Below are 12,640 nucleotides of genomic sequence, written 5' to 3'. Positions count from 1 at the left end.
TGTTGACGGTCCTTTGGTGGGTGGCCCTTGTGGAGGTACCATCACCAGAACCTGGACTTATACCGATGCTTGTCTAAATATTGGCACCGCTACTCAAATCATTACCATTAACGATACGACTGATCCTGAAATAGCATGCAATGAGCAAATAATTGAGCTTGGTTGCAACCCAGAGAGACCAACAGGAGAAGATGCGTTAGCACAAATAATTTCAAGTTCTGACAACTGTGGAATTGCGTCCACCATTCCTACTCCAGGAGAAATATCTGGAGTCTGCACTAAACTTCAATCTTTCCAAATTGTAGTCAGTGATTTCTGCGAAAATACAAGTAGTTGTCAGGTTACATTTACATGGACAGAAGATAACACTGCACCTGTAGTGACTTGTCCTACAACAGGACTTGACCTTGGTTGTAATCCTGAAACCATTCCGACAAGGCTAGAAGTCATAGCGGATGTGACCGTTTCAGACTTATGCGATGATTACACTGTCGATGCCTTTTCTCCTAATGGAATTGAAGGTGAAGGTTGTGAAAAATCTCAGACCTGGACTGTAACAGCTACCGATAATTGCGGCGGACTTCAGGGTTCTTGTACTGTGACTTATTCATGGACGGAAGATAACACTGCACCTGTAGTGACTTGTCCTACAACAGGACTTGACCTTGGTTGTAATCCTGAAACCATTCCGACAAGGCTAGAAGTCATAGCGGATGTGACCGTTTCAGACCTATGCGATGATTACACTGTCGATGCCTTTTCTCCTAATGGAATTGAAGGTGAAGGCTGTGAAAAATCTCAGACCTGGACTGTAACAGCTACCGATAATTGTGGTGGATTACAAGGATCTTGCACTGTGACTTATACATGGACAGAAGATAATAATGCGCCTGTAGTGACTTGTCCAGAAAACACATACTTGGGTTGTGACCCTGAAGTTATACCAACAGCTGAAGATGTTATAGCTGCCAGTTCAGTAGTTGATGCATGTGGCGCCAGTATTATTTCTGCTGTCTCACCTAATGGAATAGAAGGGGAAGGTTGTGAAAAATCACAAACGTGGACTGTTACAGCACAAGACAACTGTGGTGGTTTGACCAACACTTGTCAAGTGACCTACACCTGGAGAGAAAGTGAGGAAACTGCTGAAATCGTGTTTGTTAATGAAGACCTAATTGGCGTACAGCCAGGAGGAACCATTCAGGTTCAGTGCTTTGGTCAGGATCCAAATTGGTCCCCTCCTCAGGCCTCAGTAAATGACGTTTCAGTCAATGGTGGATGTGGTGAAGAGTTGATCCCTGTCGTCACTGAGATCAAAATAGCTGAAGGAGAATGTTCTTCAGATGGCTACATCACTCGATACCAATGTACATGGACGGTTATTGACGAATGTGAAAATGAAATTTCATTAAGCATTTTTATGGAAATTATTGATACCATTCCTCCAGTCTTAATCGGAGTTCCACAAGACATAGCAGTTTCATGCGAAAGTATTCCTATAGCACCAACTGTGATAGCTGAGGATGAGTGTCTATGTGCAGATCTTGAGTTTACTGAAAGCTTGTTTACAGACGATTGCTTGAACAACCAGGTCATTACAAGAACCTGGACTGCAACAGATTGTTGTGGAAATGTAACCATTGAAACACAGAGAATTTTCATTAGTGATAATGCTGCCCCGTCACTTGCAGTGACATTACCTGATGGCAATATCATTACAGATGATCTTTCTTTATCATTTGATTGTAACGCAGGTGGTATCCCAGGTGAATATTTAAGTCTTACCGCAAATGCAGCGAGTGCCTCTGACCTATGTAGCGGAATACAAAATATTAATTTAAGTCTAGCCAGTAGTACTTCCAGCAATTGCAGTAATGGATCTATAGAAACCACAACGATGACCTGGGAGGCGGCTGATGCTTGTGGTAATTTAAGTACTGTAACACTTGAATTAAACGTTACTGATAATGTGGGTCCTGCTATTCTGGGCATACAAGAACGAGCTTGTGCTACTGACTTACCATTTGTTTATGCTTTAGATGACTGCTCAAGCTCTTTGCTTCAATTTGTTGATAGGCTTGTAGAGGGCCCGTGTGGAATGGAAACCAGGAGAATTTACAGTGCTACAGATGCATGCGGAAATCTAACTCGAGATACTATGTATATCTTAAATGAGGACGTCACTTCCCCTGAAATCACATTGAGTAATCCAGTTTTTGCTGGCTTAGACGATGGAAGTTCTATAGTTGTAGAATGGGATAGTCAGCTGGAAGATCGATATACCAATTTTGGAATCGAAGATGCCTCATTTAATGATGAGTGTGAATATCCATTAGAGACCACTTTCGAAGAAGTAGTTCTTAGCGAAATGGAATGTAACGAAAACAAGAGTAAAGGTAGTGTCAATTTGATCTGGACAGCCACGGATATGTGTGGCAACATGTCTACTTACACCATCACTGCTGTGATAGTTGACACTCAGGCTCCTGTAATCGTAGATTTCCAAAGTGAAATGACGGTCTCTTGTTCAAGAGATATACCTGATGTTATCATAACTGACAATTCTGGTGACTTTTCAGCTGTTATCAACGAAACCATAGCCAACCAGGAATGTCCGGGTACGTACGATATAATTAGAACAATATTTGCAGAGGACGAATGTGGAAATGTACTTCAAACGAGTCAGACCGTTCATGTAGTTGACCAGCAAGGTCCTAGAATCACTGGTGTTGAGCCTTATCTCTGTGAAGATCTTTCCATACCTAACGTAACTGCGGTTGATGCTTGCACAACGGATGATATTGAAGTAAACATGGTTCAGGATACCATCGTCAATGAATTGTGCACAACTGAATTTTTAGTCAGAAGAATTTGGTCTGCAAGTGATCAGTGTGGGAATACGACTGAAATTGAGCAAATCATTAGTTTCAATGACAATACCCCACCAGATTTGGTGTATGCGGATGCAGCTGAAGCATATATGGGCCAGTCGACTGAATTAATGATGTCGAGCGCGAGTGATATGGCAGTTCTCAATCAAATTCATAACTACAGTGTTGTGGCGCTAGATCAATGTGCGGGACAAATCATTCAACCAGAGTATACACTCGAGGTAGAAGAATCAGTAAATTGTGCAGAAGAAGGATTCCTAAGCAAGTATCATTATACTTGGTTTTTTACAGATGCATGTGGAAATTCTGTAACTGAAACTGCGGAATTGATCATTATCGACGATGTTGCTCCTGAACTTCTGAACTTGCCGTTAAGTGCTGATTTTGGATGTAATGGAATCCCAGATCTAGGTAACCTCGAACTACCTGAGTTTGCTGAATTAACCGATTCTATGACAGGAACCATAACGCTTACTGAGGTGATGGACATGGTAGATGATAAAATCACCATAACCAACGTTTTCACTGCTACTGATGTCTGCGGAAATCAAACTTTAGCGATTCAAGAATTAAGTGCATTGGTTTCTTCTGATATTGCCTGTGACATTGATCGAGATAAGCAAATTTCATGCAACTCGCATGGAAACGTTCTGACAGCTGTCGTGACTGAAGGTACTGCTCCTTATCAGTATGAGTGGACCATCGAAGGCAAAGATTGTCAAATACAAACAGGTCAAGGTACTGAAAGTATTGAAGTTTATGTCGGCTTCACAAAAGTCGTGGTCGGACTTACAGTTACCGATGCCAATGGGTGTATTACAAATTGTGAAACAATTATTAATTGTAACGATAAGGGAGAGATTAAAGCAAGATCTATTGAAGAACTTGATAGAATTGAAGTTACCGGCTTAAATCCAAACCCAGCTTCAGATAGAATTACGCTTGAAGCTTTCTCAACTAAAACACAAAATGCTAAATATCATATTGTCACTACAACAGATCAAAAGCTTACTACTCAGTCCATTGAATTGAGTGAAGGCATGAATGCTGTTGAAATTAATATTAGCCAACTAACACCAGGAGTATATTTCCTCCAAGTCGAAAATGGAACACAGAATGAAGTTAAAAGATTTGTGAAGATTAGGTAATTAGGTATTAGCATTATGGCCATCGCAGATTCGTTCTGCGGTGGCTTCTTTTATTTAAATGGCTTTCTCTGAACCCATTCTTCAGTAGGATTCAACGAGCTTACTATTCTGGAAAGCTTTGAGTTAATGAATCCATTTTGATGCTTCAGGTAACATAGCATTTCATACGGTTCTGCACCAACACTGCTTTTAATTTCCATGGCTGTTCTTGAAAAATTAATGTTAGTGAACTTATATTGCAATGAAAGCTCAACCATATCATACAATGAATTTAGATAGAGTTGATGTTCATAGTTGGCTTCCGGATCATAACCTAAAAAATGGGCATTCATTTCTGTCAGATTATCTATACACGTATAAAATGCGACTATCTCATTATTCTTATAGTAGACAAATAACCTCAATTTATTCTTCAAATGCCGCTTAAGTTCACTGAAGTAGTTGGGATGAAGATAGAATAGATTAAAATTTATATGATCTACGATATTTCTGTAAAGTTGATATAATCGTTCACTATTTTGCTCTATGTCATCAAGTTCTAATTCTTTCCGAACTACCCCCACAAATTTTTTTCTGGCTCTTTTAGCCCGTACCCTATACTTAGATTGAAAGGATGAAAGATAATCTTCATAGTGCTTCCATTCGGGTCTAAGATGTAGAATCATATTAGGTTGTACCGAAAATTCTTGGTAAGCAGTTTCAGAAATATCATAATTATTGAGCGCCTTATCCTCGTAGAAGTCTTTAAGAAAAGTCACTTTGATACGGTGACCATTTGCATTTAAGCTAAGTCTATAATCCTCCATGATCTGCTCCGCCAATAAAAATTGTTTCTTATGGTCAGGGGTGTGTATAAAGTGATATGCATACATGCCTGTCAATAAGACTGATCCACAAACAATGCCCTGAAAATTAATAAGATTAGAAAAAGCACTTTTGACATTGTTACTTACTTTGCCGATCAAGCTTTGTTTGGGTTTAAATTTAATACTTTCTGAAGCATTGAAAGATTGTAATTGGCAAGAAAGCAGTCCGATGAGGTCAGATCCATTATAGACTAAAATGTATCGATTCTCTAATCCAGATGGCGGTGCATTTTCTACAGCAGTCAAGAATTCAACTGAGAAAAATACACCAAGGTCCCTAGCAAGCGAGTACCATTCCTCTGAAATTTCAGAAAGATTTTTATATGCGGAATAAGAAAGATTGTCATCAATAATATTGGTTCCAGGCATCAAATTGCTTTAGACAGTGTTTTGAACAAACAAAATTAAAAATAGTTATGTGCCCAGAAAGTTGATGGCACTGTCTTCGTTGTTCCACTCCATATATTTTAAACTCCCAAATCCCTTAGAGTAAGTGATCCAGGTTTCTATTAACTTTTGAACACCATAATGGACACTGATCAGGTCATAATAATTTTCGATTTGGGCTGTCACCAACTGTGGATTAGTGGGCCTGGCGACAATGACTTTCCTTTCCTCTCCATTGTTATAGGTCAATGTTGCTAAGGGTAAAAAGCTCACATTTTGGCCTGTGTTAATTGACTTACCTATAATAAAAACTGTTTTCTTCTGATTTCGATTTCCTGAAAACTCGGCTACATTGAATGGAAAAACCAGATAATCTAAAGTATCATTATTCAATTTGTCTATATGATCCCCTGCGCTCGTAACAATCTTAGCCATATACCGCCCTTCCTTACCCTCTAACCTGTTGATACGCGAATTTTTACAGGAAGTGTGAGGGCCAATGACAACTGTCAAACAAAAAACCTTTAACAATGATTTAACTATTAATTGCATCTATAATGGAGATTTACGATAATTTCCTGGCGCAATTTAAGCGTTTTATTAAAACACATTTAAGTATCTTAGCACTCTTTTTTACAACCTTGTCATATGTACACAAGAATCTGTATACTATTCCTACTTTCCTTCACACTTTGTTCATGTGTGTCTAGTAAAAAATATAAGGAATTAGAATCAGAGAATCGAAGACAAAGTAGTCAAATCAGAAGTTTAGAGTTGGCCAAATCCAAAGGAGAAAAAGCAGCAGATGATCTTGCCGATACGCGTCAGGTACTTCGCAATACTGAAAGCGAGCTGGAAGAATTAACGGCGCGCTATAATGGATTGCAAGACTCTTATGAAGAATTACAGCAATCTTACAAAGAGGTATTGGATCAGAATAAAGATATTTTAGATATTACTTCGAGAGAAAAATCAAATCTGACAAGAGAGATCAATCTCAAAGAGGAGGCCTTAAATGAAAAGGAGCAGGAACTCAATGAAAAGTTGGAACAAATCAGTGAGAGTCAAAGGAAAATAGTAGAACTAGAAGCCAGACTTGAACAGGAAAAACAACTGATGGACTCGCTACAAACCACCATTAGTAATGCATTATTTGTCTTTGGGCCATCTGACCTTAGCGTTGAGCAAAGGGATGGTAAAATATATGTCTCTCTTAGTCAAAAATTACTGTTTGATAAAAACAGTGATAAATTAGATGCTAAAGGAAAAAATGCATTGTCCAAACTTGCTGAGGTGCTTAAAGATAGGGAGGACCTGGATGTAGTAGTAGAAGGCCATACTGACGTAGATGGAGATCCTTCTTATAACTGGGATCTAAGTACAAGGAGGGCAACGACCATCGTCAAGAATTTACAGAATGCCGGTGTTAATCCCGATCACCTCACTGCAGCCGGTAGAGCTTTCTATGAACCAGTTGCTAAAAATGATACAGAAGAGGGCAAAAGTCTCAACAGAAGAACAGAGATCATTTTGTCTCCTAAGATGGATCAGGTCATGGAGCTTTTCAGATCTAACTAATGCTTCGCTGCATTCTCATATCAGCAGCTATCTTCCTATGTCATGCTATCCTTTGCCAAAACATTTGTGAGTCTCCACCTCAATCAAAAATTGAAAATCTGGACGAAAATGCAAATTTAAGAAGTAAGCAGGTAATCATTCCCTTAGTCGTTCATATCGTCTATAAGGAACCCAAACACAACATCAGCAAAGGGCAGATTCATCAATTGGTGGGCCTTCTCAATCAAGTTTCCAATGAACCTTTTACCTTATTAGATTCAAATTCTCACAGCGCACAATCAAGAGTTGGAACATTAGGGTTTAAATTTGAGTTGGCAGACACAGATCCCAACGGGGACAATACAGATGGAATCATTCGCACACTGACCACTATAAATAATATAGGTGATATACTCAACCAGAATGACCAATCCATTATTAAGACAACTGAAGATGGTGGTTCTTCACCATGGGACCCCAATCAATATATCAATATCTGGATTGGCGAACGGACAATCAGCTTGGGATCCACTGTTACCTTTAATTCAGAAAGCGAGGATACAAAGGGGATTATACTGGATGTCTCCTCTCTTGAATCTAATCCTAAAACTTTAGTACACGAAATGGGTCATTATCTTGGACTACTACATCCCTGGGGAAATGAAACTGGTTGTGACAATGAAGATGATGGAATCGCAGACACACCATTCCAAAGTGCTCCTCGATTTGAATGCTCTCCAGTCACAGATTGCGGTAGCCACTCGAATGCAGGAAATATCATGGACTTTTCACCAGATTCTTGCTTGAATTATTTTACCAGACTTCAAGTAGAGCGCATGCATAAGTTTGTCATGACTTTTATGAGTAACTTCTTACAAAACGATGATTGCTTTACCAAAAATTTGCCGGAGACCTATTTTGTGCAGTCCTCTTATGCCAATATTGATATTTATACGGACGGGGCCATTAATCAGTTTTCAGTTGGACTATATAGCATTAGCGGCCAGCATTTGTACACAGGGAAATCTAATGGTGAAAGTTATCTTAAAATACATACAGCGGGAATTCCTACAGGCATCTATTTGTTGTTCATTCACAGCGAAGAATTAATGATTTCGCAAAAAGTTGTAATCCTATAACATGGTCAAGAGTGCTTTTTTCATATTTTTTATTTGTACAATACAAATATGCCATTCACAATCACCCATGGTGGTCATGTCGAAAAGTGCCTGTTTTGGAGAATGTCCGGTATATGAAATTTCTGTGGACGAAGATGGTCTTTTCCAATTCCATGGCAAGCAAAACACAGCAGTAGAGGGTGAACTTTCTCGTCAATTGACCAATAAAGAGTTGAAAAAATTGAGTTGCAAAATAAAAAAAGCAAAATTCAACAAACTTGATGATCAATACGGAATGAATGTCACTGATGTTCCTGTGACTCATTTTACATATCATACTGACGAATTTTCAAAAAATATTAAGGTCAAAACAGATATGCCTCGTAGGCTTGAGAAATTAGAAAAAGAATTGATTGAACTTTCTCCTTTGAACACAAATGCTCATCAAACTTGGAACAAAATTGATATGAAATACAAAACTGAACAAGCAAATGCTGGTAGAAAAGAAAGTTTAGAGCCAACCATCATCGTCGAACTAAGGGTCGAAGCTGATTTTCATAAATGGATTTCTAAATATCGCAAGTATGGCGTTCAACTCGATAAAAGAATCGCTCCCAATCGCTCTTTATATGTGATAAGACATGACCATAGCAGTATCCATTACTCGAAGCTGATCAAATTACTGAATGCTGACCAGAAAGTCGTGACAGCAGAGCTGAATGAAAAAGTGAAATTGAGATAAAGCATTGTCAGCGCCGGAACCTGGCATCTTGAGTATTCAAGTTGTAGTTCGTCTTTATAAAGTTTAAAGTGTTAGATGAAACACCTATAAAAAAGGAATAGGTGCCAAACTGAGGCTGCCAGCTGAAGCTCATGTTCCAACAATGCAAGTTTCTTTCAAATCCAAAATCAGGATAAGTTAATCCCTTTCTTTTGAGATCATAACCGATATTTCCGATTCTTATACTCCAATTCTCAGACAGGTCAATGTTTCCTCTTAAATTGATGGTATTACTACTGACAAAGAAAGTGTCTCTGGTTCCCATATCCATACCTGTGTAGCGGAATGTATGGTTAATACTGAAATTGTCAAATAAATCTAAGAATGACTGTTCAGTATTCCTGCCAACAGTACCAGAGGTTCTTTGTCCTCTCGTTCTACCACCTCTGCCCGCTGATTCTTCTTCGTTTTCCAACTCTTCATCTTCGAGTTCATCCTGACTTTTTAAGGAACCAGCTATCAAGTCCCTTATTTTTCTGACCGTGAATCTGGTAGTCATCGTAAAATTCATTTGGTCAAAACGAAGGGGAACCTTATTCTTGGCAAATTGAAATTCATTGATCCGACGTCTATTTTCATTAAGCTGATAAGGATCTAGCCGCAAATTTAAGCCTACATTGATGATACCTTTTAAAAAAGAAGTATTCCCGGTAGAAAAGCTGACTTGTGAAAATTTTAGACTGTCAGCAAACATGCTATAATTACCAGCTATGTTCCAGTTGGTAAAAACCTTTATTTTCTTCAAAGTACTGTCCTGCTTTGACATGTACTTTGCTTCCATATCATTCTTAAACCGGTAACTCACATTGAAATTACCTTGAGAATTGATGGTTGGTGTACCAAAAACGCCCTGGGGAAAGATGCTGTATTCCTCTAGTTCTCCAAATCCATCCCGAAAGTCCGTTTCTACAAATTCTACATAAAGGTTGCGGTTGTTAGGTTGATAATTCAATGAAACACTGGGCTTGATAACATGTCTGATACCTCTTAACTTACCCCTTGAGAATCTTTTGGTACCAAAAATGGTAGTGGTGAGGCTAGCTGAAGCACTTACATTCCGATAAGGTGTAAATTGGGTTAAAATGGTATCTTGTAAAACTCCAAAAGTAGTGTCTACCCTAAAGATCGTGTCACCATTTGGATCCACATCAATCTTGGTTTCCTCAAGAAGCAATTCTCTTAGCAATTCCTTTTGCCGTCTTCTGAAATACCATGTTTCATCATAGCTTACACTGGGATTAAAATTAAAATACTTCAATACTTTCAGCGACACATTTGAACTGACTTTATGCTGTACTCCATATTCAAGATCATCCAAAGTCTGTTGACTAAAGAATGTGGAATCCTTGGCCTTTACATAGTTTTTAGCTGTTGAACCGTAATTAAGGGTGATGTTTTCGTACCACTTGGGTTTCCCTTGAGTGGATTTCTTTTTAAAGGGATAGACCTGATTCATTCTCAATTGTAAATTGGGAAAAGTCATGGTGATATCTCCTGTCCTGAGATTTTGTGAGTGGTTAAAACTAGCTGAGGTTGAAAATGGTGTGCCTGGAAGGGAGTGACTTATATTGATGTTAGACCTTTGCGTAGTTCTGGATCTGGCTTGCCAGCCTGTCTTAATTTGTCGGGTGAAACCTCCAAATTCCATATTGACGGATCCTGCAATTTTGAAATATGGATGAGCTTTTGCATCCTGATTGTGTGTCCAATTGATTCTAAAAGAGTTATCCCGTGGTTGGTCTAATTCTCCTTGACGCTGAGTAATTCTGGAAGCATAACTCAAATTCAAACCCCCTCTATATTTGTACCTCTTGGTATAATTCGTTTCGAGCCCCAACCCAAAGCTTCCTCTCAGGTAGATATCTCCGGATATCTTCATGTCTATATAATCGTTGATCCCGAAGTAGTAGCCGATGTTCTGCAAGCCAAATCCCCATTGTTCTGAATACTCATAGTTATCCGGAAAAATGAGCCCTGAACTCTTACCCTGTACCAAAGGAAAAAACCCAAACGGTAAAATCAATGGTGTGGGAATTTCTGCGATCTCTAATCTAGCTGGGCCGAGTACTGCTAATTGTTCCGGTACCACTTTGAGTTTCTGTGCTCTAATACCGAAATGAGGATGGTCCAGATTACAACTTGTGATGATGGCATTCTTGTTAAAAATCTGATCATATTGAGTAGTACTGTCCGATTCCGCACTGATAAACTTAGTTTGCGTGCCCTGTACGTAAAGATCACCTTCCTGGGTATAGGTGTTGTAAACAAATCCCTTCTGGGATTTAAAATTGTATCTCAATTTATTATAGCTGAATTGATTATCACCATCTATAAAAGTCGGTCGCTGAGATTCTGTACCGGCACTATCGATAATACCTTCTGCCGTAGCAATGTTGTTTTTAAAGTCAAAGACAATATATCCCGCCTTCAATTTCAGTGTTCCATACTCCACAAATGCATTTCCATAAAGGTGAACTAGATTACTATCTAAATCAAACCACTTCCTGTCCGTCGCGCCATAAATGATCTCGGACTGAGGAGCATCAGGTGAAAACTTCACATTGTCAGGGAGTGGTGGATCTACGAAATCTCTTGACATTAGAGAATCATTGATGATCGGAAATGTATCTTTCAACTCAGGTTGTTCCAGAGAATCTAAAATCTGTCCATTGGCCAACAGATTAAAAGAAAATACTAGTAATAATATGTAGATGTATCTATTTCGCATCCCACCTCACACACGGTATCATTAAGTTAAATTGATATACGCTTTTAATAAGTCGCAAATATAAGCTAATAGTTGTAACGTAATATCCTCTCCATTTGCTATCCCTTCGTTATTGGAGCTTGTCTACAAAATCATATTGAATGTCCGAAACGTCCATATAACAGTGGTTTCATATCATGTTAAGGTTATCTTAAACCATCACATTCAACGCTCGTGACATCATAAAGGAAGTCTCAATATAATCGATCCCGTATAGACGCCCTATTCTCCATGCGCTTCATTACTGACAATTACGCTACTAGATTTGCATATAAGAAAGCAAATCTCTATCTTCATATTATGAAGTTTCATAATATGTAATGGAATGAAAACTACAGCTATCTCTATTTTTGTTTTTTTGTGTTTGCAAATATCTGCGAAAGCCATTGGGCACGAGTTATCGCTGCTTCATTTGAACAATGAGATCGATGTCATTTTAATTGATCCGGGGCACGGAGGAAAAGACTCTGGATGTACAGGTCACTCTCTGATGGAAAAGGAAGTGGCACTTGAATTGGCATTTAAAGTTGGCCAATTAATCACTGTCAATTATCCTCATATTGAAGTCAGATATACCAGAACTACAGATGTGTTTATACCCCTTCACGAAAGGGTCAAAATGGCAAATGAAGACGACGTAGATCTTTTCATCTCATTACACTGCAATGCCGTAGGCAGTAAAGCTGCTAATGGTATTGAGACTTATGTCATGGGTATAGAGACCAGCGAAGAAAATATGGCTATAGCAAAAAGAGAAAACGAAGTCATCTTAATGGAGGATCTATCTGAATACGACCCTTATACAGATGAGGGACATATCATGTTGGCCATGATGCAGCAACAAACCCTTGAAAAATCTATCCAATTGGCCGGTTTTGTACAGAGTAAATGTGCTGGTGAAACTACATTTCGGGATCGTGGTGTAAAGCAGGCAGGATTCGTCGTATTGAGAAAGGTCGTTGTTCCCAGTATTCTTGTGGAAGCAGGTTTTATCACCAATCCTGATGATGCCGCTCGTCTAAAAGAAGAGTCAGAACAAAACAAAATTGCCCTATCCGTAGTTTCAGGTGTGGGGAAATACATCGCCTACTACCAATCTCAATAAATTATATAGATCAAAAATTG

Annotated in this window: 8 protein-coding genes; 5 read left to right on the top strand and 3 right to left on the bottom strand. The window is 38.8% G+C overall.

Translation table 11 applies throughout. The annotated features are described in order from the left end of the window. A partial coding sequence (locus L2567_RS13950; RefSeq protein ID WP_235298409.1) for a T9SS type A sorting domain-containing protein occupies positions 1-4,039 on the top strand: 4,039 nt, incomplete at its 5' end. 50 nt (positions 4,040-4,089) lie between these two features. Here L2567_RS13950 and L2567_RS13945 read toward each other — a convergent pair. Beyond that, positions 4,090-5,274: a GNAT family N-acetyltransferase gene (locus L2567_RS13945; RefSeq protein WP_235298408.1), complete on the bottom strand. Its 1,185-nt coding sequence runs from the start codon at positions 5,272-5,274 to the stop codon at positions 4,090-4,092. A gap of 45 nt (positions 5,275-5,319) precedes the next feature. Next, the gene (locus tag L2567_RS13940; protein WP_235298407.1) at positions 5,320-5,844 is read right to left on the bottom strand and encodes a hypothetical protein; all 525 of its coding nucleotides are present in this window, start codon (positions 5,842-5,844) and stop codon (positions 5,320-5,322) included. A 150-nt stretch (positions 5,845-5,994) separates the two neighbouring features. On the opposite strand from L2567_RS13940, the gene L2567_RS21150 reads away from it, so the two are divergent. From L2567_RS21150 to L2567_RS13925, 3 genes are all read left to right on the top strand, one after another. Further along, complete coding sequence (locus L2567_RS21150) at positions 5,995-6,870, top strand: OmpA family protein (protein ID WP_235298406.1); 876 nt, start codon at positions 5,995-5,997, stop codon at positions 6,868-6,870. Further along, positions 6,870-7,988, top strand: coding sequence for a zinc-dependent metalloprotease (locus L2567_RS13930; protein ID WP_235298405.1), 1,119 nt, complete (start codon positions 6,870-6,872; stop codon positions 7,986-7,988). The genes L2567_RS21150 and L2567_RS13930 overlap by 1 nt, the downstream gene beginning before the upstream one ends. Before the next feature lie 76 nt (positions 7,989-8,064). Then, positions 8,065-8,709 (top strand): DUF6438 domain-containing protein, encoded by a 645-nt coding sequence (locus tag L2567_RS13925; RefSeq protein WP_235298404.1) that lies wholly within the window; start codon positions 8,065-8,067, stop codon positions 8,707-8,709. Between the two features lie 7 nt (positions 8,710-8,716). Here L2567_RS13925 and L2567_RS13920 read toward each other — a convergent pair whose 3' ends face one another. Then, positions 8,717-11,476 carry a putative LPS assembly protein LptD gene (locus L2567_RS13920; RefSeq protein ID WP_235298403.1) on the bottom strand — a complete coding sequence of 920 codons (2,760 nt, stop codon included), beginning with the start codon at positions 11,474-11,476 and terminating at the stop codon, positions 8,717-8,719. Positions 11,477-11,840: 364 nt separating this feature from the next. Here L2567_RS13920 and L2567_RS13915 point away from each other — a divergent pair, with 364 nt between their 5' ends. Then, a complete protein-coding gene (locus L2567_RS13915; RefSeq protein ID WP_235298402.1) occupies positions 11,841-12,620 on the top strand; it encodes an N-acetylmuramoyl-L-alanine amidase family protein in 780 nt (259 codons plus the stop codon). Positions 12,621-12,640 lie beyond the last annotated feature (20 nt).

Source organism: Portibacter marinus (assembly GCF_021533195.1).
Classification (GTDB): Bacteria; Bacteroidota; Bacteroidia; order Chitinophagales; family Saprospiraceae; genus Portibacter; species Portibacter marinus.
Note: the sequence above shows the minus strand (reverse complement) of the source record. Positions and strands in the feature narration are given on the sequence as shown.

Bases quoted from the DNA above. Each gene is read 5' to 3' on its own strand.
- L2567_RS13925 (WP_235298404.1), top strand. From the start codon at position 8,065: ATGTCGAAAAGTGCCTGTTTTGGAGAATGTCCGGTATATGAAATTTCT.
- L2567_RS13920 (WP_235298403.1), bottom strand. From the start codon at position 11,476: ATGCGAAATAGATACATCTACATATTATTACTAGTATTTTCTTTTAAT.
- L2567_RS13945 (WP_235298408.1), bottom strand. From the start codon at position 5,274: ATGCCTGGAACCAATATTATTGATGACAATCTTTCTTATTCCGCATAT.
- L2567_RS13940 (WP_235298407.1), bottom strand. From the start codon at position 5,844: ATGCAATTAATAGTTAAATCATTGTTAAAGGTTTTTTGTTTGACAGTT.
- L2567_RS13915 (WP_235298402.1), top strand. From the start codon at position 11,841: ATGAAAACTACAGCTATCTCTATTTTTGTTTTTTTGTGTTTGCAAATA.
- L2567_RS13930 (WP_235298405.1), top strand. From the start codon at position 6,870: ATGCTTCGCTGCATTCTCATATCAGCAGCTATCTTCCTATGTCATGCT.